The organism is Paenibacillus sp. P32E, assembly GCF_001909085.1.
GTDB lineage: Bacteria > Bacillota > Bacilli > Paenibacillales > Paenibacillaceae > Paenibacillus_AQ > Paenibacillus_AQ helianthi.
Window position 1 is genome coordinate 14,937 of record NZ_LVYY01000007.1, and the last position, 22,172, is coordinate 37,108.

The window sequence follows — 22,172 nt, forward strand, 5'->3', positions numbered from 1 at the left end:
TCACTGCTTCCTTAATTTTAGCGGTTTCGGCTAATGATATAGTCCAATAAATGCTTCAGAAAAGTGATTTTGCGGGGAATCGCACCCAGTGCTTCCACAGCGTGGCAATAGTGATCCCACATCTCGATTCTGGCAGCTTCCGGACCAAGTATAGATACAAAGGTTGAATTATTATTCTCCACATCCATACGGGTGTTTTTGCCAAGCAACTGATGATCCCCCTCCAAATCAAGCAAATCATCTTTGATCTGAAAGGCAATGCCTGCATGATAGGCGAATGTCTTCAAGGCAGTGATTTCCGCAGGCTGCACCTCAGCAAGAATGGCTGGCATCACCAGAGAGGCTTCAAACGCCAACCCCGTTTTATAAAAACACATCATATTCAACTGCTCCAGAGTTAATGGGATACCTTTGGATTGCAAATCCATGACTTGCCCCATGCACATGTCCTCTGCCTTTTCCGCCGAATATCGCATCAGCGCCAGCACGGTTTCCGGATTGAAAGCCTTCAGCGACGCTTGTTCTTGAATGGCCTTCTGAATCAGATAGAGACCCGTTAATTCTGCTGTGGCGCTATTATGCACCTGATGCAAGGTTGGCCGTCCTCTGCGGGTTGATGCATTATCCTGGGAAGGCAGATCATCAAAGATCAAAGATGCGGTATGCATGAATTCCAATGATCGGAGCAGCGGCTCAATTGCAGCAGGCTGAAGTCCATACACTTCGACCCCGAGGACCCAGGTCAAAATAGGCCGAATCCGCTTCCCGTCTCCGGTCAGACTATAATTTGCAGCCTCAATCAGCGATTCCTTCATCGGAGGAATTCCGTCCGGCCTGGGAATCTTCAGCAATTCGTTAATTTGATCCCTCACCGTGTGAACGGTACGCTGAAAATCTTCTTTTTCCTTCCGGTTATTCTTCAAATCGGTATTGATCTGGTCCCGCAGCAGCTTGTCGAAGAAATCCACATGATCTGCTTTCCGAACCATTTGCTGTACGAGCTGATTGAATTCCGGATTCCCGGAGTCGAAAATCCCCATGATCTCATTATACTTTTCTGTGCCGATGCGTGCTTTACAGCGTTTGAGTCCGTTAATTGCACGGTCCAGAATGACCTCAAGGGTCTTCGGGTCGGAGTGGTATACATTATGGATCAAATGGCAGATGACCGTCCAGTATAACTCATAGGGGTTGATCAGATCCGAACGCTCATGCCGGTATTTCAAATAGTAGGTATATGGGGTTACCGCTCCGTCCTTCATATCGTCAAACATATCCGCAAAATCGTCAGCCAGCTGATTGTAGATACCATAATAAAAGGTCCGCTCATCAAACCCTTCATCTGCTTGTGCGCCAATTACGGAACGGACAATTAACCGGGAGGATGAGGATTTTATAATGATAGGGATATAGAGCTCCTCGTTGCTGTATCCCGTATTTGAGAGCTCCTTATTGCGGTCTATATCCTGGGAATGAAAGAACACATACGATTGCTCAAAAAAGGTTGTCTCTGTCTCTGGCTTCTGAAGGCTCTTGATATATTCGAACGCATTCGTTAGCTCTGCATGGACATATTGAATGATCTCCATGTTCATTCCGGGCCACTCGTTAAGCTCCGGCACAACCCCAGTTAGAAGTGCGGTTCGTATCATGCTGGAATATTGTTCTTTCTCCGGAGCTGTTAAAACCTTAGAATCCAGAAGATCGTCAATAAAAGGATACGTCAACCCATAAGAATAGCCAATCCGGATGGCTTCATCCAGTCTTCGGGTACGTTCTGCGGACGTTGTATTCTCATCCATATCTTCTACTACATGCAGGACGACTCCGACAATGATTTTGATTAATTTGCGTTCAGCTTGATCGGCATCCATTTCCTTCGGGATATGAGTGGCGACATTCTTAAGTTTCTCTATCAGCCAAATGGCCGGGGTTTCTATACCTTCCTTCTGGGCCCATCGGAAAAATCCAGCTACGCTGATGGATTCGGGACGGCTCCCCCTTACGGTTGTATCGGAAGGAACCAAGTGATTCTTCGTGTCGGTGACTACCCGCTGAATTCGTGCCTTTGTGCGGGGATCGTCAAGCGCTTTCCCTAAGTCTCTCATATAAATATAGGAAATGCTTCGATCCAAGTAGTCATCTAACTTACCGTTATCATTCAGCCATGCTATATATTTATCATAGTCCCGGGGATCCGCACTTTTCTTCCCCCGCGAAAAAAAAGACAGCCACGAAATTTTATGAACATGGTTCCGTTTCCACAACTGAATATCTTTGGTCAAAGCAGGGATATACGTTTTGTCCATAACCTGTATATTAAGGGATGCAAAATACTGAGCTGCCTTATGCTCCGCCACCCTGTATACCGTCTCACCCTGATCCGTAGTCTTCTCATTCATATGCATTCATTACCTCTGCTTAAATTTTTTATGAGCATCCTAATCATAACCCTAATACGGGTAGAAATCTTTTTGGTTACACAGCAAAAAAACCGCCCTATTGATAAATGGAGGGGACACCCAACCATCTCTACAAAGGAGCGATTTCTCACTGAAGTCTTTATTTATATCTCCCGAAACCTCTACATTTACCGGCCCGTGTCCTGAAACTCAACTGTCCGGTCATAACTCAACCTCTGCTGCAGGACTATGGCCAGTTCTTCAGCGGTATCATAGACGATTGGACGGATATCTTTGACTTGTACCCACAGTTTACCGGCTTCACTGCTGTGCACGGTCCAGATCACCGGGATCTTCAGCCCAAGCGCGTATCCTGCTGTAAAATACACCGCTGGAGAATGACTGGACAAGTCCGCGATCATCAATTTGCTGTCCCCGATACGCTCAAGGGAATAGTTGTCCTGATTCTGAGCTTTTTCATCACGAAGCAAGTGCGGCATATAACCGAACTGCTCGATTTTCGGCAACAGCATTTCCAGCCACTCTATGCGCTGATCCTCATCATCTGGAATGAGGACGAAGCATGGCTTTAATTTCTTTCCCCCAGCGTTTGCCGCGGCCTCGCTCCATCCCTTGTCTGTAAGCTTAAAGGTCATGCCTTCCCGGATGAGCAGCTGCTCGCCGATCAGTTTATCAAGGATATATACCAGCTCTTGCAGGTTGGGAGAATACGTCAGGTTATAGCTGCTGGAGAGTGGCTGAATGACAACCGGTTCTCCCGGGCCTTCGGAATGCCTGTACAAATATTGATTGAACCGGTTCCCTTTGTCCTCAATAGTCACAGGGATTTTCGGGGAATTTGTTATGGATTCTAAATCGTCACTGGATAGTGTAACCTGTACACCACAATCGGTCATTTCACGGATATAAGCTGATACGATATGAAGCATATCGCGTTTCTTTTGGTGCGGGAGTGAATGAATAGCTTCGTAGCTGTCCCTCAGCAAGTCATAGAACCCGCCTGGTGAACAAGAACAACCTTCATATCTGTCATATTCACCTTCAGGCTTCACCGGGACCATCTCATCACAGAATAAACAGTGTTTTCTATTCATGATCATACATCACCTCTTAGTCCATACTCTCTCCACCTTATCAATAATCTATGGAAAAGTAGACAAGAAGATATTTCCTGCACTAAAAGCCGAAGCTATGGATAGCCCAGACAACGGTCATCTAACCGTCTGGTAAACGAGACCTATGGCTCCAGAATCAAAGGTCTTATTTTCGATAAGCTTAAGATTGATCTTTTCCTTTAGACCTTGGAATAAGGGTAACCCGCTGCCGATCAGGACGGGAGAAACTGTAATTTTATACTCATCTATTAAATCAAGCTGCATAAGGTAGTGAGCGAACCTAGGACTGCCGAGGATAACCATATCCTTGCCTGGCTGCTCTTTGAGGTTCTTGATCTCTTCCCTGACATTTTCTTTCACAAGTCTGGAATTGTTCCATTCGGCTTTCTCCAGTGTCGTGGAAAAAACGATTTTGGCTGTCTTTTCAATCCACTCGGCATGATTCAGTTCATGCTGCGTAGCAGATGGGTTCGAAGGCACAGAGGGCCAGTAACTGTGCATCATCTGATAAGTCCCGCGTCCCCATATAACAGTGTCGGCAGTACTTAGAATTTCTTTCGCGTGTTTCTCCAAATCAGCATCGTAGGAAACCCAGCCAATGTCCATTTCACCCTTAGGCCCTTCTACAAAACCGTCAAGCGATGCGTGCAGGAATAGAACGAGTTTTCTCATTATCAAATTCTCCTTTGTCCATTAGGGATATTTAAAATCTAAATTACCTACATTTTAGCATAATTCAACTCGGGTTGTTTCTTACGTATTGCTAATCTGCCCGTTCATTATACCAAGTATTGATCCTGCTCAAAAAACCGGGGTATCCCGCGCTGCCAATTACATGGCATATGGGAACACCCCGGTTGCTTTCTTACTGAATCAGTTGCTGAAGCTGAGAACCCTCCGCACGGTACTGCGGCTTGAAATCTGCGGATTTCATGTAATGCGTCAAGCTGGATAAGAACTGTCTGCCCTCAGGTGTGCCGCTTACTTTGTCCGCGTCAAGTGCACAGATCAGGAGATTACCTGCCCCGACGCTGCACTCCAGCAAGAAGCCTAGCTTATGATTACGCTCAAAGTTGTCGATGGTCTGCACAATAGGACTCCACGAACGGTCGAATCCATCCAGGATGATGGACTTCGAGTTCTGAATGATGTTCCACCAAGGGTAAGTGGAATATTCTTCACACGGGAAATCACGGAACACAGGATGCCTGTTGTCAATCAGCAGACCCATTGTACCCACGGGTACCGGCTTGTTCATACTCTCGGAGATTGAACGGAACATGGGATAACACCAGAAATCCGTACAATAAAAACCTTCAACAGCATTTTGTAGCAACTCCGGCTTTGGCATGAGCAGCACATTCTGGCCTTGGTCCAGCAGGGCTAGTGCTTCCGGTGATAGCTCCTGGAAAATATGTACACCGTCCAGCACTCCGCTGCTGTTTTCCGGATATATCCACACATCATAGCTCTTGCGGATATCAGTACCCGGTATCCACAAGGAAAAAACGGCTTGGGTCATCTGCACGACCTCAGGAAGAGTGATGGATAAATCACAGATATCAATGTAATTTGAACCAGCCGGTACCCCTGCTTCTGAACTGCCTGCCGCCAGTGTTCCCTCTTCTGTATTCAACTCCCATTTCAGTACAAGGATATCCGGTGCCCCGTTCCGGTACCAGGACAGCTCAACATGAGCTTCGAAATGTTCCCCGGAGACATAGTTATACTTCGGAAATCTTGCCAACAGGACTGCATCACTGCAGAAAGTACGCCATTCCTCAGCGGAAACAAGTCCCTTGGAATCCATGAAGGCATCGAGTACCCCTACCAGCGCCGTTCCCTGACCACTGAAATCCTGTAAATCCAGAAGCTGGAATCCCGCAAGTCTTCGGGTACGGAACGCAGCCTCAAGCTCTTCTTTGTAGCAGGCTACTGCCAGCTGTCCAGAGCATTCAAAATATTTCGCCGCGAGATGGCCCAGTCCCTTGTCCTCCAGCCGGCTGCGGAAGACTTCAAAATTTTTGGCTTTGAGAGAGCCTGTATATTTACTGATTTCTGCATAATTCGGATAAGTCGCATATTGACCAATCTCGTGGGAGACTACCGGAATTCGCGGAATCCATTCACCGGATGCGTCCCCGATCTGCACGGTCTTGGCTTCAGTGCCGTACTGGATTTGAATGGTATCCCCCGTTGCCGCTGCTGTGTCTTCCCCGTTCCCCACAGTGGGCGGTACGAATTGCTCATCATAATCCTTCATGGTGCCAGGAACATCCGTCTGAACATGTCCCAGGGGAGCATCACACATCGCATAAGAGCCTCTGAACAGCCGGTCTTTGGAAAACCGCACACCACAGAAGAAATCTTCATGCTCCAGGACTTCCGGAACAAACTGATGGTTGTTGGAGCCCTGCGTATACAGATGTCTATCGTCGAATGCCTTATAGTCTTTCAAAAAGGAATCAATCTTGGTTCTGCTGCCCCACAGTTCGTTGCCGAGTGACATCATTACGAAGGAAGGATGGTTGCCAAATGTCCGTAGAATGGCATATCCTTCGCTGATCAGATAGTCTTGCTCGGCTTGTTTATGGCCTTCATCCGTTTCTTCTGTGATCGTTCCCCAGAACGGCAGCTCCGGCTCCATGTAGATACCGAGCATGTCTGCTGCGGCAAAGGCTGCCTCCGGCGGGCAACAGGTATGAAAACGGTAATGATTAATACCGTAGGACTTCGAGATGCCAAGTATTCTGAGCCATTCCTCCAGATCAGTCGGGGCGTATCCGGTTAATGGGAAAATCAGACCGTCATGCTTGCCACGGAGAAAGGTTTTTTGTCCGTTAATCGTAAATTTGTCGCCGCCGGTCTTGAATTCCCGGAGTCCAAAAATCAGCTCATGTTGATCAGAAGCCTCTTCTCCTGTGCCGCTCAGGTCAATGCTTATCTTATAGAGATTGGGTTCGGAGTCACTCCAAAGTAATGCATCCGGCCCCAGGCCGTAGCTGATTGAAAACTCCCCGCGTGAGATGTTGTACTCCTGTACGGCTCTAGTTTGAGCAGTCTTACTATTGAAAGTAACGGCTGATACTTTGATTACGCCCGTATCCGCGCCTTCAAGGGTGGCTGTAATTCGTACGGATCGCGCGGATACATCCGGATCAAGACGAATGCCGCTCAAATAGCATTCGCTGTAAAATTGCAGTTCAATACGTCCGGTAATCCCATTCCAGTTGGTCTGGGTATCCTTCGATGTTAAATGTCCGCCCTTTGTCGGATAATCCGTATTGTCAACCCGGATAGTGAGAGTGTGATTACCTGAGCGGAGCTGTCCGAGGTCGTACACATGAGGGGTATTCAAGCTGTCACGGTTGCCGATCTCCAGACCATCCAGCCAGACCGTGGTAAGTCTTGTCCGTTCCAGATGAAGCATACATGTTTTACCGGTAAGCGCTACCGGAATTTCGAAGTCTTTTGAATACCAGGCCTGCCCTTCAAACAGGTACTCATCTGTGAGAGCGTCTACAAGTATATCCCCGTTCTTCGGTCCCTTAAGGGCGTGTGACGTTGTGCCCGGAAGAGAGATGACATCAGCAAAAGGCATTGCCAGTCCTTGTTTTGTCTTATCCAATTGCAACTTCCATTCGCCTTCCAGGCTGATCTTCGTCTGCATCATATCACTCCTAATATAATCTCTAGTCTCTCTTTCTCTCTTAGCGTGCCAGTTTCCTGCAAGATTACAACACTGTTATTAACAGTAGCACAAACAAAAATAACAATTCAAACAGATTAACAGCATAGAAATACTTGACTAAAGGGATCGTTAGCTTGCTATAAAACAAAAAAACCAACAGAGTCCGGATCTCTGCTGGTTATCGTTTGTTGCCAATATAACATTTGACGGGTCAGACCAAATCTAATTCCTGTGCTCCAGTGATAACGGAAACAATACTTTTTCGGAGCTGGTCCGCGTTTTGCGCCTGATATGGGTTAGCATTGTATATAATTGCATCTGCAATATACCCTTCGGCAATTCGCCCTAATTCATTGCCACTGCCCAGAATCCCGGCAGCACTCTCTGTAGCAGACTTCCATACTTCTGTCCGGCTCAGCCCGTAATCCATTAACGTATCTAGCTCTTGCAGGTTGTAACCATGCAATGCAGGGGTAGCGTAATCCGTACCGAATCCTAAACGGACTCCTGCTTTTTGGGCATAACCAATAGCTTTCGAATGGGCTTCAGCAGCACGCGCTGCCCGATCGCAAATCAGCGGGTTCAAGGCCAGTACACCCTTCAGATCAGCGGCAATGCGGTAAATTGAGGTTGTGGGCACATAAGCTACTCCAGACTCAGCGAGTCTGCCAGCCTGCTCCTCACTCAGGAACATTCCATGCTCAATAGATTCCACACCCGCTTGAATGGACCAGTCAATCGTCACTCCGCCCCACGTATGTACCAGCACCCTTTTATCATGGGCATGCGCATTGCGGACAATGAAGGCGAACTCCTCTTCCGAGAAAATAGGATCAACTACTTTCTCGGTAGGTGTGCCAAGTCCGCCTGTCGCCATGATTTTAATCCAGCCTGCTCCTGTAGCAAAGATATCAGCCATTCGAGCTTCCAAATGCTTAAGACCGCGTGCATCCGCTGACCCGATCATATCGCTGCTGGTCTGCACCCGGAGGGGCTGCTGATAATGCCGGACCAGATGACGCACCGTGCTTGGCAGAATCCCGCCTGCATCACGTGTAGTCGTGACACCCGTCCGAAGCGTAGCCGCGAAGGCTTCAGCCTGCATCGCTTCGATCTCAGGTTGATCGCGTTTCAATTGATCGGCGTGGTCAAAATCTGTCCAGGCAAGATGCGTATGAAGGTCTATCACACCAGGACTTATCCATAAATCCTGGCCCGGCTGATTTGATTCATTAGGATAGGGACCAGCCTCAACTATCGAATAGAACCGTCCCTCTTTAATCACAATATCGAATCGTTTATCTTCAATACCTGCTATATTCATATTTTCTAGTGTCAGTAGCTTAGGTTGTTTTTGGATCATACTCATTCTCCCCATACCCGCCGGACAGCCAGTAATGCCTGTTCAGGGTCCATCTTCAACAATTGGGCAAGAACCGTTATTGCTTCTTCTACGCTTATCCGTGAAGCATTCTTTCCGAAATGGTTAACCCGCAGAAGCTGGCCGAATAGTCCACCGTCACCGGGAGCCACGATACCCACAGGCTGATGGATCAGCAATTCCTGCTTCCCCGAGATTTTGACGGTTGTAGTCAGAGTAGAATAGTGTCTGTTGTCCTTCTGCCACGGTTCAAGACCCAAGGCAGTGATTCCTGCGATAGCAGAGGATGCGGCACGTTCATGTCGCTTAATCACCTGCTCCAGACCTTCTTCTTCGATTCGTGTCAACGCCAGGATCAATGCTCTGGCTTCCAAAACAGGTATGTTGGGTGGAACCCGTAACGGAGCAGCCCCATCCGGGGATGGTTTCAAATCCAGCAACGACAGGATGGAATTGCGGGGGGCGATTGCATTCGACTCAAGAAATTCCCAGCCGCGTGGAGAAATACTGACAGCACTAACGCCATTAGGGCCAGCCAAGGCTTTTTGGGCACCGATTACCGCAAAGTCTACGCCCCATTCATCTACGGGGAGAACCTCCCCTCCGACCGCCGATACAGAATCTGATACTGTAATCAGGTTGAACTCCTGTGCAAGCTTAACAATTTCCCTGACGGGATTAGAACCGCCTGTAACCACTTCAGCGTGAACAAAGGATAGGGCATCTGGTTGGTATTGTTCAATCGCCGCTGCAACGAGGTCCGCTGTAGCGACTTCATCAAAGGGGACTATAACCTCAGCAACTGTTGCTCCTCCCCGCTCCAGCCATTGTCCAAATAATCTGCCGTAAGGGCCTGTAACCACATTTACAAAGGTACGACCCGGTGCGGCTATTCCAGCAGCGACCGCCTCAATCCCCAAGATAGCCTCACCCGGGATAATAACCGGAGGATGCTGGGTCAATAAAAGTTTGGAAAGCAATTCAGTAAGTGTATTGAACTCTGCCAGCGAAAGCGGCACAAATCCTTGATGTTCCGGGTTCATAATAACCTCCTGGTGGTACTTGTTTTTGGCATTTTTGGAACGGCTGACAAAAGCTCGCGACTATATTCATGTTCCGGGCGGATGAAGAATTGGTCCTTGGGACTTGTCTCCACCAGCTTACCTTGCCGCATGACTGCAACCGTATCGCTAATGGCATGAATAACCCCCAGATCATGGGAGATGAACAGTAGCGAAAGATGAAGCTCAGCTTTGAGCGTATTGAACAGTTCGAGCACACTCCGCTGAACAGACACATCGAGTGCGCTCGTCGGCTCGTCCGCAATCAGTAGGCTTGGTTCCACACTTAACGCACGCGCGATTGCGATCCGCTGGCGCTGGCCGCCGGAGAATTCATGAGGGTATTTATCCAGTGATCTGGCTTCCAACTGAACAAGGGCCAAAAGCTCTTGGCATCGTTTCTCAACCTGTGACCGGCTCACGATGTTGTGAAACAGCAGCGCTTCGGAAAGAATCTGCCGGATAGAATGCTTGGGATTTAGCGAGGCATCCGGATTCTGGAAGATCATTTGGATCTGTTTATGCTGATATAGGCTCCTCTTCTTCCGTAATTCTTGAGATCCCAGCAATATCTTCCCTTCATCGGGTGCAATTAGTCCGGCAATCACCCTTGCCAGGGTAGATTTGCCTGAACCGGATTCTCCGACAAGCCCAAGCGTGGTATGCTGTTCCAGGTTGAGACTGAGTTTGTCCAGGGCAGTGAATCCGCCGTAACGAACGGTGAGGTTGTGTACTTGCAGGGCCATAACCATCAAGCTCCACTCCCTTCAAGCTCCGGCACTGGAAGCACTGAATCAATCAGCATTTGTGTATAGGGGTCTGTCGGGTTCTGTAAAAGATCAAGTGTATCTCCGTGCTCTACAATCCGGCCTGCTTTCATCACGTACAGTCTGGAGCACAGGTTCGCTGCAATCGCCAGATTATGGGTAACAAAGACCATAGCAAACCCCAATTCATGCTGAAGGTCGGTAATGGTATCAATAATTTGCCGTTGAACCGTAACATCCAGCGCCGTGGTCGGCTCATCACAGAGAAGAATGCCTGGTTTGCAAGCCAGGGCCATGGCAATCACCACCCGTTGGCACTGACCGCCAGACAGCTGGCTCGGATACCGGTCCGATTTCTTCAGAGAATCGGGCAGACCGAGTCTCTCGAGCAGTTCCAGTGCAATGATGCGTGAAGCCTTCCGGTTGACCTGCTGCCTGTAATATACGACTTCTGCCAGCTGATTAACTACCGGACAGAGCGGATCGAGTGCGCCTCTCGGGTCTTGGAAAACCATTGCGCTGCTAACCCCGCTCTTAATCATACCTCCGGTCTGAGTAACACCGCGCGGCAGCAGTCCCAGAATGGCCCGCAGCGTAAGCGATTTGCCGGAACCCGACTCACCTACCAAGCCCAGACTTTCTCCTTTACCGAGTGAGAAACTGACGTTATTCACTAATGTTTCTTTGGATTTCGCCGCCAGCGACAGTCCCTCAATTTGCAAAATCGGATGTATTGACATTATTTTTTCCTCCAAATATCGGCCAATCCATCACCAACAAGCGACAAAGCGATGCCTGTATACACTACAGCAAATCCCGGAACTGCCGAGAGCCACCAAGCTGTCGTAATGAAGGGTTGTCCATCAGCGATCATGGTCCCCCAGTCGGGCGTTGGCGGTGCAATGCCGATGCCCAGATAACCGAGTGTAACAATGGCTACAAGCAAACCAATCATATCCGTCATCAGGACGACAACCGCTTGGGGCAGTACATTAGGCAGCAGATGGCGCAGAATAATTCTTACCCCGGGCAACCCTAGTGTCTGTGCGGATGCTACCCATTCCTGCTCGCGGAAAGACGCGCTCAGACCTCTGACGACACGGGCAAATACGATCCATCCGACCAGAATAAAGGTGATGTAAATCCCCCGTTCTCCTGCTCCACTGGCAAAGGCCACAATAATAACAATCAGATAGAAAGGAAAGGCGATTAACGTATCCGTGAGCAGCGTAATGACGGTATCAATCCATTTTCCGTAATAACCTGCCAGCATGCCCAGAAACACACCTGTACAGAAGGGAATGATTTCTGCCAGCACCATAATTTTCAGATCGGTTCGCGCAGCGTAGATCAATCTCGTGAACAAATCACGTCCCAGCTGATCGGTTCCGAGCCAATGTGCTGCGGACGGAGGTTGTAAAAATGCGCTCAGATTCTGCCCCGAAGGCTCATAAGGACTTAAGTAAGGAATAAACACGGCCAGGATAATGAGCACGGCAAACATCATGCTGCCCACAAGAAGTGAAGGCGTATTCCATATTCGTCTGAGGCTGCCTGCTGTTCTGCCGCCCTCTTGCAATGGTGGGTCTACCCGTATATCGTTCATTGTTTTCCTTTCGTTCTGGGATCTAGCCACCAGGAAATGGTTTCAATCAGTAGACTGATGATCACAACAGATAGGGCACAATATAGAGCTATGCCTTGAATAACCGGAAAATCCCGTTTCGAGATTGAAGTAAACAGCAGACTGCCCATTCCCTTGATTCCAAACACCTGTTCAACAACCAGTGTCCCGCCGATCAGATAGGAGATATTCACCCCAAGCAGCATCAGTGTAGGAAGAGCAGAGTTGCGCAGCACATGTTTGAACAGAATCACCCTGCCCGGTATTCCGGCAGCTCTCAAGGTAACTACAAAATCGGATTCCAGGACTTCAAGCATCTGCGCCCTTAACGACCGGACAAGCGTAGGAATCTGTGAAAAAGCAACAGTTATCGCCGGGAGCGCAAGGCTGTGCAGGGCTCCGGTCCACCCTTCTCCCACTCCGCCGACAGGAAACCAGCCAAGCCGGACGCTAAACAGCAGAATCAAAAGAATGCCAACCCAGAAGATTGGCATACCCAGAGTGATTGCAGGGAAAATACGGATCAGATGATCCAGCAGCTTATCCTTATGAGTGGCTGCGAGTGTAGCGAGCAGAAGTGCTATGATGATTGCCAGCACACAAGCCATCAGAATGAGCAGCAAAGTAATGGGAGCCCGCTGCGTGATCAGCTCTCTGGCTGAGGTCCCTGTAACAATTGAATTTCCTGTATCTCCTTGGGTAAACAATGTCTTCACAAAACGTAGGAACTGGTCCCATAAAGAGAGGTCAAGCCCGAGCGTATGATGCATACTCTTGAGCGCCTCAGGTGTACCGTATTCTCCCAGAATCATTTTCGCGGGGTCTCCAGGCACGATGCGGATTATGAAAAAGACTGCCGTCATTACGCATAGGATCACGGCCAGTGCTCTCACAAGTGCTATTAATAGCCACTTGTGAGATGCATTGCCTCCCGTCCGTCCAGTAAATGAAGAATTAGATTTCATCATTTACTGATGCTAACCGTGTCAAATCGTACACTGCCGTTAGGCAAAACAACCAGTCCCTGGACGGAAGAACGGGCACCGATCAGAATATCAGGATAATACAACGGAATATAAGGTACTTCATCGGCCAGTGTCTGCAGCAGCTTGGAGTAAATGTCTGCACGGCCATCCCCATCTGCTGTTTTCTGTCCATCATACAGAAGCTTGGTGACTTCATCATTCGTGTAATGGGTCCAATACGATTTACTGAAGCCTTGCGGGTCCGTCTGGAAAGCAAGAATGGAGTTCGCTTCCGGAGAGTCCGCTTGTCCGCTGTTCAGCATAGCTGAGAAATCATAAGCGAAAAACCGTTCACGGAAGGCGGCAAGTTCAATCGATTCAATCTCTATTTTGATGCCAATCGCTTGCCCTGCAGCCTGAATAATTTGCGCCTCCTGGGCTCTTGAACTGTTGCCTGAAGCAACAAGCAATTTTGTACTGAACCCGCCAGGGAAGGCAGACTTGGCAAGCTCCGCTTTGGCTTCATCCACATTGAAGTTCAGCGCTTTAATCGTATCATTTGCATTATAAGGTATCGTTGGAGGCAGCAGGGAATTTGCAGTCTGTGCATAGCCAAACGTAAGTGCCTTAGTCAAGCCGTCACGGTCCAGTGCGAGCGCCAGGGCACGTCGAACATGCACATCCTTGAAGTGTTCGTCGAGTGTATTGAAGAACAGCTGCTCGGTCACCCAGCTCCCGTTGGTAACTACTGCTGTGTCAGAGCCGTCCTTGATCTCATTGGCATTCTGCAGGGCCAAGGATTCAATTGCATCCACTTCTCCTGCCTTCAGCTGGTTAATCGCCTGGCTGTCATCTTCAATCAGCTTATATACAAGCTTATCAATATTGGGCTTGCCTTCCTGCCAATAGTTCGGATTCTTGGTGAAGGTCAAATCACCAGCAGGGTCCCAGGTCTCAACTACGAACGGTCCTGTACCGATTGGTTTCTTGAAGAACTCTTCTTCGGTAACTCCGCCGAAATGGTTCGGGATAATCCCGTTCGAGAAGTTGGACAGCTCGGAGATGAACGGTGTATATGGCTCTTTGAGCGTAATAACCAGCGTTTGTTTATCCTGTGCTTTGATCGTAGCCACCTTTGCCGAAATGGCCAGCGGGCCTTTAACCTTCAAATGCCGCTGCAGCGAAAAAACCGCATCTTCAGCAGTTACATCCGTACCGTTCGAGAACTTCAAGCCGTCACGGAGAACAAAAGTATAGGTCAAGCCGTCTTTACTGATGCTGTGTGACTTGGCAAGAAAGTCCACTATTTCACCTTTGCTGTCAAATGAAACGAGGGATTCAAACACTTTATCAATCGCAAACGCATTGTTCGATGTAATTTCATTATGCAGATCGAATGAAGTCACCGCAGCAGGCCGACCATAGACAAAAGTGCCACCCACAGCGGGTTCAGCCGCGCCTGCACTCTGAGTTGGAGCCGGACTGGCACTCTCCTGAGCCGCATTGGTTGAATCAGCTTTATTATTGGAGCCGGAGCATCCTGCTAGTAATACCAGAAACAGAACTGCCAACGTCCCTATTCCAACCGACTTTTTAAAAGATGCTTTTAACTTTGACACGAGTGACCACCCCTTCTGATAAATCTTATGTGTTTAGTATGGATTGAATTATGGATGAATCATCCTCGTCTGTCAAACAAAAAATCAGATCCCGGCTGATAATAGATCTAATATATCCATTGCAGGAAATGAATTCGTTTTTATCTATATTTCCAGCAAGGACGGCTCCCCCAGGAGCAATGAAATTTCATGCAGCACACCCTGTTCATTATTGCTCACCGTGTGATAATTGACTACAGCTTTGACTTCCGGCGAAGCGTTGTCCATAGCATAACTGTATTTGCATAACTTCAGCATTTCAATATCATTACTGCTGTCTCCAAATGCCGCACATTCCTCAGGCCGCACACCATAGCGCTCCATCAGACGTTCAAGCCCTGAGGCCTTGTGGCAACCGGGAATGATCAGGTCAATACACTGATGGCCACTGGTCACAGGATCTACCATTCCCCTCAGCTCTTCCATGAGCAGCGGCAGATATTTCGCAACACCACCGGCTGTCCAATCAGGAGTGAGTAAGGAAAATTTGAAAATCTGGTCATTTACCTGCTCAAATGAGCTTACCTTCTGCAATCTCGGATAATAGCGGCACATGAGCTCATAGAAATCATTGCTGGCATCCTCGAGCACATAAGCCCCTTCCACTCCGCACATGACTGCCGAAATTTCCTCATATTGACTCAGCTTCTTCACGATCAGCCTTACCTGATCCGGTGGAATTTTGCCCGTAAACAACACTTCTGTCCCATCGATGACATAGGCGCCATTCTCTGCAACATAAGCGAGCTCATCCTGGATATCTTCAAAAATAGATTTTAGCTTATAATACTGGTTCCCGCTGGCTACCACGAAATGAACGCCTTTAGCCTTCATTACAGCGTAGAGCTGTTTGAACCATTTTTGATTATAGTTTTTTTTATCATCTAAAAAGGTGCCGTCCATATCTACTGCAATTAACTTGATGTTCATTGTAAGTTCTCCTCATGTAAGTTTATGTTGTCTCCTTTACTGTAAATTGTGAAATGCATTTCATGTCAAGCAACCTACAGACTCGAATTCACCTTACTCAATAATCTCATCAGTGTTTCCGCCTCTTCCGCAGTAAGATTTTCCGTGATGCTTTTTTCCACTTCCGCAAAAATCTCATTGAACTCCTCGACTAGAACCGCCGCTTTCTCCAATAGATATATTTTTTTCTGCCGCTCATTTTCTTTGGGGATCACGCGTTGGATATATCCTTTTCTCTCCAGGCCTTGAAGCATGCTGGTGATGCTGGCCTCCTTACGGTTGAAATGCTCCGCCAGATCCTTTTGGATCAGACCGTTCTCCTGATTTTCCGCAATATAGCCGATCATCTGCCCCTGCTGTGCATTCATGCCCAGCTCCGCTAATCTTTCATTTGCCTGTCTTTTCTTTTTCAATCCAATTTCCCGGATCAAATCTGAAAATGGCGTGTTCGAAGGTTGTTCAGTCATGGGAAAACTCCTTTAGCTATGGATGGATAGTTAGATATCTAATTATATGAATAGCATATACTTCATCTTTCTAACAGTCAAACAAAACAGGCCAATGATCATTTCTGATCACTGACCTGCAATTGCCAGGTGACTTGCCCAACCCGCGTATCATTCGTTCTATGACGCACTGGTCAGCTTTCGCACAACCTCTTGGACGTACTTGCGTTTGGTAATGATGTAGAAGCTGAGCTGAAATAGGAAATAGATAGCGATCACAATCGTAGTGTTCTTCATGAATTCACCAAGGATATCGGAGCCGCTCATGACATGTGTGACTAGATAGATGAAGGAGTAACCGAAGAGGCTGCCCAGAAGCAGGGGTACAAAAAAGGTTATGAGCAGCTCTGCGGATACCACCGTCCGTATCTCCCTGTCACTGATCCCTATTTTGTACAGCTTGCGGAAAAAGACAATGGCATTCCCTATTTCGGTGTATTGCTTGAAATACAGCACCATTCCACCTGCCACAAAAAACAAAACGCCGACAAGCGAGGTTATGAACACAAACAGCGAATAGTTCTTTTTCAGCTCTTTATAGGCATCTATTTTGGAGGAGACCGCAAACCATTGGCCGCTTCCATCCTTGTCTGTTGCCTGCAAAGTATCCTTCAGCCTCTGGACGATCCCTTCTGTACCCTTCCAGTCTGTAAAGTTGATCCCATAATGGGTACCTATTGCACCGCCGTCTACCTTAGCCGCCATGTCCTTGTAATCCTCATTACTGATTACGATGCCTGAGCTTGTGGGATAAGAGCTTGCTGTTGCAAACCAATCGCCATGGTAGGAAGACTTCACCTTAAAATCGAAGGTTTGGGTACCATCGGTGAATTCAATCGCTGCTCCCGGGTCAATTCCATGAGAACCCGGCTCCCATGCCGTGATGATATTCAAGGCTTCTCCTACCCCCACGGTTACCTTCTCGCCTGTTAGTGAGTTATACTTATCCTGTGAAATAATTGGCTTTGACTTCAGAACATCGTATTTGTCGCCTTCCAGGTTCATTCTCAGATTCAGAAAGCTGGTTTCTGTGATCGACTTGAGCGGCTCGGTGGACTGCTTCATCAGCTGCTCCAGCTGTCCGCTCTCCAGCGTGTGTACACCTGTTACCGAAATATACTTGATATCATATTTATTCCGCTCCGCAATACTTTCCGACAGCTGCAGCAATGAGAAAGGTGAAGCTGCGAGAAAAATGGTCACCCCGCTGAGAATACTCAGGATAAACATCACACGCTTGTTCTGATTGAATTTGTGATTAATTTCGGTGATGGAGAGAAGGTGACGGTAATAGAATTTCTTATTCTTCAGGAAGCGGATCAGCGTGTTCCCCAGATGGGCAATGACCATGTAGATCCCGGTGAAGCTCATCAAAATATATGAAATGATCATGAACGGATTCGTATTCAGGCTCTCATGATTGGAGATCAGCACCAGGAAGAGGATCGAGGCCACAACCAGCCCCACGCCTGCCAGCCCTAGTATAGTGTCATTCTTCTTCGCATGATTATCCTGGGTACGGGAATCCTTCATCAGATCCGCGATATCCAGCTTGCCGACTTTTACGCTTGATATCAGCTGTGAGGCGGCAAAAATCACTGTAAAAACAACCGCAGTCACTACAAAACTCGCCGCACTAAGGGAATACGAAACCTCCTTCAGATCCAGCAAATCAATCGCTATATTCTGAAACAGCCGGGAAAAGACCGCTCCTGTGATGATCCCGGCGACGAGTGAGGAAGCACTGATGATCAGATTCTCCAGCAGAATAAGTTTCTGCAAATCATTTTTGTGCATGCCCAGTGACATAAAGATGGCGAATTCTTTGCTTCTCGATTTGATAAATGAGGAATGTGCATAATTGATGAAAAATACGGAAAACAGCGTCAGAGCTACCAGACTCAAGATCAGTACAATCCGGATCACATCCTCCGCCGTGCCCTCTCGAACACTATTATTGAACAGCAAGGAAGCATAGAGGAAAAAAATCGTGATTGCAAAGGCACTGCACATGAAATAGGAGGAAAAATTCCGTACATTACGTTTGAAGTTTTTAATCGTGACGTCTCTAAAGGTCATTGCGCTCTCCTCCGATGATCGCCAGACAATCCAGGATCTGATCGAAGAACGCCTTGCGGACCCCACTGCTGACAATCTCCATGCAGATCGCCCCGTCCTTGATGAATATGATTTTTTTGCAAAAGCTAGCAGCGAAGGCGTCATGGGTTACCATCAGAATGGTGCTCTCACGCTCCTGATTCATCCTCGCGATGCATTTCATCACGGCACTCGAAGATTTGGAATCCAGGTTACCAGTAGGCTCATCTGCAAAAATAATATCCGGATCATTGACCAGCGCCCGGCTGACCGCGACTCTCTGCTGCTGCCCCCCGGAAATGTTATAGGGATATTTGCCGGCAATTTCGTTGATGCCGAACAGCTTCATAATCTCCTCGCTTTTAGCTTCCATCTGTTCTTTGTCTTTCTTGTCAAGAATCATGGGCAGCATGATATTTTCCTTCAGCGTCAGACTGTCCATCAGATTAAATTCCTGGAATACAAAGCCGAGATGCTGCCTGCGGAAGAGCGACATTTCATTTTTGTCCAGAGAGGTGATATTCTTGCCGCCTATAAAAACCTCACCGTAGCTCGGCTTGCTAATACCGCTTAGGATATTCAGCAAGGTGGTTTTGCCGCTGCCTGAGGGTCCCATAATGCCGATGAAATCTCCCTTTTCCACAATAAAGCTGATGGAATCGAGTGCTACTGTCGAGTTACCACCATTCTGAACACCATAGATCTTCTTGACCTCTTTGACTTCCAGTACTATGTTCACCAGTTCATCTCCCTTTTTGTTTTCTGGGTGTATTGAACGATATATCTTCATTGTAGAAGTCCCCGGGAGCAGTATCCATCCATTTAAGTTACGCTGTCTTTCAATTTTGAAAGGTAAGCAATCTGTACCTCTGTGCCCTGATTTACTTCTGAGGAAATGGTGAGGTGATGACCCAGCTTCCGGGCAATTTCCGAGCAGACATAGAGGCCAATACCTGTCGCCTGATGGTGGGTACGGCCGTTTTTCCCGGTAAAAAAGGGCTGGAACACCCGCTGTAAATCCACTTTTTCGATGCCAACGCCTTCATCCCGGATGGACAGCACCACCTGATCGCCACTCTGCTTAATATGGAAGTGGATGGATTTCGCCTCTTCTCCCGCATCCGAATATTTGATCGCATTGGTGACGATTTGCTCCAGCATCGCGTGATTCCATTTGCTGTCCGTCATGACGATTACGTTCTCCTCTTCGCATTCGATCACCGGATAGACATTGTTATATATGTATTGGTTCCGCTTGCTGTTGATCAGGGCTCTGAGCGATTCCAGCAGATGGATGGGTTCCGGGTTATAATCACGGGTGAAATGCTCCAGCCGGAAGAATTTCAGCATCTGGTTCAGCATGCTCAGGATTTTGTCCTTCTCTTCTCCGATATGCTGCAAGGCAAGGGCGTGGCCGGTAGTGTTCATATTGTAATTCTGCAAGATGAGGTCGATGACCGACAGCGGGGTTTTTAGATTATGTATCCACTGCGATATGAATTTGTGAGTACTGTCAGCCTGGGCTTTGATCTCATAAATCTGGTCCTGGTAGGTGTGGTGAATGCGGTGAATCATCGAAATGATGGACTGCTGTTCACAGGAAAAGCCTTTTTCTTCAATCTCAACATTCTCTGATAGCCTCTGGATCTCCCGACGGGTGGAGACATATTTGATGAAGCGGAAGCACATGAATAAGATATAGACATACACACTGATGCTGAGCAGGTACAGAAGCTGGATATTGCCGCTAATATAATGATTGCAGTATACACTCACCAGAAGATGGCTGATAAAATAGACAAGCGTGAACGAAAAATGATCTCGCAAAAAATCCCGAAACAGCTTGATACTCACTGGCGTGCCCCTCCTGCCATAGCCGAATCAAAGATATAGCCCACGCCTCTTCTTACCTTGATAACATCCTGAAAGCCCAGATTGGCCAGTTTGCTCTTCACCCGGGTGACATTCACAGTGAGCGTATTATCCACAACGAAATGCACATCGTCCCACAGCTCCTCCAGCAGCTCTTCCCTGCTGACGATCGTATCCTGCTTATCCATCAGCTTCTTCAGCAGCTTGTACTCATTCTTGCTTAACTCTTCAACCATACCATTGGAGGAAATGCTGAAATTGCGGTCATCCAAATGTATCGGCAGCGGTTCTTTCTCCGGTTCCGGCTTGGCTGCATATTCCCCGTAATTCCGGCGCAAAATCGCCATAATCTTGGCCAGCAGCACCTGAATGTTCAGCGGCTTGACGATAAAATCATCCGCACCCAGCTCCATGCTCAGCACCTGGCTAGACTCTTCATCTCTGGCGGAGATCACAATGATCGGCACCGTGGTTTTTCTTCTGAATACCCGGCAATAGTAGAATCCGTCATAGTACGGTAAATTCAGGTCAAGCAGCACCAGATGCGGCAGTTCCTGCTCAAAGATCTGCTCGACTTGCAAAAAATCCGCAACCTCCACTACTTCATAGCTGTACTTGCGCAGAATATCGGTGATCAAGGTTCTGATTTTGCTGTCATCCTCGACGATCATAATCTTGAACAATTCCGTCACCTCCGGGCATTAGCGCCTCCAACTGCTGCATCAGCCAGGTCTCTCCCATCTCAGTCATCGCTTTGGAAGGAAGCACGATGGTAAAGACATATGTACTTCGAAGCACAGTTATGGCCTTATATGAAGGGAAGTTTTTAAATTGGGTGATGACATTTTGTTCTTTCCATACGCATCCCTTAACTTCAAACAGCTCGGTAGGGACTGTAAAACCGGTCTGAATCACTTTGGACATCGCTTCCTTTACTGTCCAGAGCAAAGTCAGGAAAACGGGAGCCTGTATTCCAAGTCCATGCAGCAGGAATTGCTCCTCCTTGGATGTAATTCTCGCTATGGCATCCATGGCCTTCTCATCTATGAGCTCCATATCAACACCCAATAAAAGCCGGGGGTCATAATCAATTGCCGCGCCCATGGTATCGCAATGGGTAATGGTGATCTTCCGGTCACTTCCACGTATAAATGGCTGACCCATGACTCCATGATCAATGACTATATCATTTAGATCATCATCGGCACGAGCCACTGCCATTTTACAAGCCAGCTTACTGAGGAGATAGCTATTACGTCTTCGCTGGTATTGGAAGCTGTTGTATTGATCCTTTTCCACCTTGCTCAGATAATCCAGTGGTCCATCCTCTGGAGGCACGGAAACCACACTAATATTCAACCCATATATGCCTTCCGGACCTTCTAGTTTAAGCTCCGCTTTCCTTACAATCCTGGTGAGAAAAAGCTTGTATTGCTTTTCAAAAGTTGCATACAGCATATCTGTGCCCCTATTCTTGTTCTCAAGTACTTTTCGATTTTTTTACCAGAATATCCCGTTTGAATCTACTAAATTATCATCTACCCTCTTCTGAAATGTCAATGAATGTTTATGCTGTATAATGTTGAATTCCGGCACAAAAAAGCCTGCAATTATTTAATTGCAGACTGAACATCGTTATACATGTCGGGTATTGTGTAATATAGAATATACCAATGATCACAGGGAGGTTATATCCTTGCCAACTACAGATTGGATCCCGGTCGCCGCACTTACTCTCTCGATATTATTGATGTTCAGAGTAATGACCCTTAGTAGGAGGGTTAAAGATTTGCAATCACAGCTGGATCGGATCGATAACCGCTCAGGAATGGGAGGAAGTATGTTCAAACCAAATATGGAAACACCCACACCGCTGTATGTACAGAACATGGAATTTGCTCCGGACCTGGAGAGAAGGCTGCATCTGCTGCTGGCTGAAGGTAAGAAAATCCAGGCGATCAAGGTGCTTCGTGAAGCGAGGAATTTATCGCTGAAGGATGCCAAGGATTACGTTGACCATATGGACCAGGGCAGGTAATCCTT

The 22,172-nt window shown here is 47.7% G+C and carries 19 protein-coding genes; 1 reads left to right on the plus strand and 18 read right to left on the minus strand.

Annotation, left to right across the window (positions count from 1 at the left end; all coding sequences use genetic code 11):
• Positions 1-17: 17 nt before the first annotated feature.
• From A3848_RS07915 to A3848_RS08000, 18 genes are all read right to left on the minus strand, one after another.
• Complete coding sequence (locus tag A3848_RS07915; protein ID WP_083612013.1) at positions 18-2,402, minus strand: polyprenyl synthetase family protein; 2,385 nt, start codon at positions 2,400-2,402, stop codon at positions 18-20.
• A 188-nt stretch (positions 2,403-2,590) separates the two neighbouring features.
• Positions 2,591-3,517 carry a hypothetical protein gene (locus tag A3848_RS07920; protein WP_074084576.1) on the minus strand — a complete coding sequence of 309 codons (927 nt, stop codon included), beginning with the start codon at positions 3,515-3,517 and terminating at the stop codon, positions 2,591-2,593.
• Between the two features lie 117 nt (positions 3,518-3,634).
• Positions 3,635-4,210, minus strand: coding sequence for a dihydrofolate reductase family protein (locus tag A3848_RS07925; RefSeq protein WP_074084415.1), 576 nt, complete (start codon positions 4,208-4,210; stop codon positions 3,635-3,637).
• A gap of 193 nt (positions 4,211-4,403) precedes the next feature.
• The gene (locus A3848_RS07930; protein ID WP_074084416.1) at positions 4,404-7,208 is read right to left on the minus strand and encodes a glycoside hydrolase family 2 protein; all 2,805 of its coding nucleotides are present in this window, start codon (positions 7,206-7,208) and stop codon (positions 4,404-4,406) included.
• A gap of 232 nt (positions 7,209-7,440) precedes the next feature.
• Positions 7,441-8,592 carry an amidohydrolase family protein gene (locus A3848_RS07935; RefSeq protein ID WP_074084417.1) on the minus strand — a complete coding sequence of 384 codons (1,152 nt, stop codon included), beginning with the start codon at positions 8,590-8,592 and terminating at the stop codon, positions 7,441-7,443.
• Positions 8,593-8,594: 2 nt separating this feature from the next.
• Positions 8,595-9,653 carry an aminotransferase class V-fold PLP-dependent enzyme gene (locus tag A3848_RS07940; protein ID WP_074084418.1) on the minus strand — a complete coding sequence of 353 codons (1,059 nt, stop codon included), beginning with the start codon at positions 9,651-9,653 and terminating at the stop codon, positions 8,595-8,597.
• Positions 9,650-10,417: an ABC transporter ATP-binding protein gene (locus A3848_RS07945; RefSeq protein ID WP_256702221.1), complete on the minus strand. Its 768-nt coding sequence runs from the start codon at positions 10,415-10,417 to the stop codon at positions 9,650-9,652. The genes A3848_RS07940 and A3848_RS07945 overlap by 4 nt, the downstream gene beginning before the upstream one ends.
• Positions 10,418-10,422: 5 nt before the next feature.
• Positions 10,423-11,178, minus strand: coding sequence for an ABC transporter ATP-binding protein (locus A3848_RS07950; protein WP_074084420.1), 756 nt, complete (start codon positions 11,176-11,178; stop codon positions 10,423-10,425).
• The gene (locus tag A3848_RS07955; protein WP_074084421.1) at positions 11,178-12,044 is read right to left on the minus strand and encodes an ABC transporter permease; all 867 of its coding nucleotides are present in this window, start codon (positions 12,042-12,044) and stop codon (positions 11,178-11,180) included. The genes A3848_RS07950 and A3848_RS07955 overlap by 1 nt, the downstream gene beginning before the upstream one ends.
• Positions 12,041-13,030, minus strand: coding sequence for an ABC transporter permease (locus A3848_RS07960; RefSeq protein ID WP_371916085.1), 990 nt, complete (start codon positions 13,028-13,030; stop codon positions 12,041-12,043). The genes A3848_RS07955 and A3848_RS07960 overlap by 4 nt, the downstream gene beginning before the upstream one ends.
• Complete coding sequence (locus tag A3848_RS07965; RefSeq protein WP_074084423.1) at positions 13,027-14,646, minus strand: ABC transporter substrate-binding protein; 1,620 nt, start codon at positions 14,644-14,646, stop codon at positions 13,027-13,029. The genes A3848_RS07960 and A3848_RS07965 overlap by 4 nt, the downstream gene beginning before the upstream one ends.
• Before the next feature lie 144 nt (positions 14,647-14,790).
• Positions 14,791-15,615, minus strand: coding sequence for a Cof-type HAD-IIB family hydrolase (locus A3848_RS07970; RefSeq protein WP_074084424.1), 825 nt, complete (start codon positions 15,613-15,615; stop codon positions 14,791-14,793).
• A gap of 74 nt (positions 15,616-15,689) precedes the next feature.
• Positions 15,690-16,121: a MarR family winged helix-turn-helix transcriptional regulator gene (locus A3848_RS07975; protein WP_074084425.1), complete on the minus strand. Its 432-nt coding sequence runs from the start codon at positions 16,119-16,121 to the stop codon at positions 15,690-15,692.
• A 159-nt stretch (positions 16,122-16,280) separates the two neighbouring features.
• The gene (locus tag A3848_RS07980) at positions 16,281-18,239 is read right to left on the minus strand and encodes an FtsX-like permease family protein (RefSeq protein WP_074084426.1); all 1,959 of its coding nucleotides are present in this window, start codon (positions 18,237-18,239) and stop codon (positions 16,281-16,283) included.
• Positions 18,229-18,996 (minus strand): ABC transporter ATP-binding protein, encoded by a 768-nt coding sequence (locus tag A3848_RS07985; protein WP_178381930.1) that lies wholly within the window; start codon positions 18,994-18,996, stop codon positions 18,229-18,231. The genes A3848_RS07980 and A3848_RS07985 overlap by 11 nt, the downstream gene beginning before the upstream one ends.
• An 83-nt stretch (positions 18,997-19,079) precedes the next feature.
• Positions 19,080-20,111 carry a sensor histidine kinase gene (locus A3848_RS07990; protein WP_074084428.1) on the minus strand — a complete coding sequence of 344 codons (1,032 nt, stop codon included), beginning with the start codon at positions 20,109-20,111 and terminating at the stop codon, positions 19,080-19,082.
• Positions 20,108-20,812: a response regulator transcription factor gene (locus A3848_RS07995; protein ID WP_143192360.1), complete on the minus strand. Its 705-nt coding sequence runs from the start codon at positions 20,810-20,812 to the stop codon at positions 20,108-20,110. Before A3848_RS07995 ends, A3848_RS07990 begins: the two co-directional genes overlap by 4 nt.
• A complete protein-coding gene (locus A3848_RS08000) occupies positions 20,784-21,488 on the minus strand; it encodes a 4'-phosphopantetheinyl transferase family protein (protein WP_167374782.1) in 705 nt (234 codons plus the stop codon). Before A3848_RS08000 ends, A3848_RS07995 begins: the two co-directional genes overlap by 29 nt.
• Positions 21,489-21,918: 430 nt before the next feature.
• Here A3848_RS08000 and A3848_RS08005 point away from each other — a divergent pair, with 430 nt between their 5' ends.
• The gene (locus A3848_RS08005; protein ID WP_178381931.1) at positions 21,919-22,167 is read left to right on the plus strand and encodes a ribosomal protein L7/L12; all 249 of its coding nucleotides are present in this window, start codon (positions 21,919-21,921) and stop codon (positions 22,165-22,167) included.
• Positions 22,168-22,172: the final 5 nt, after the last annotated feature.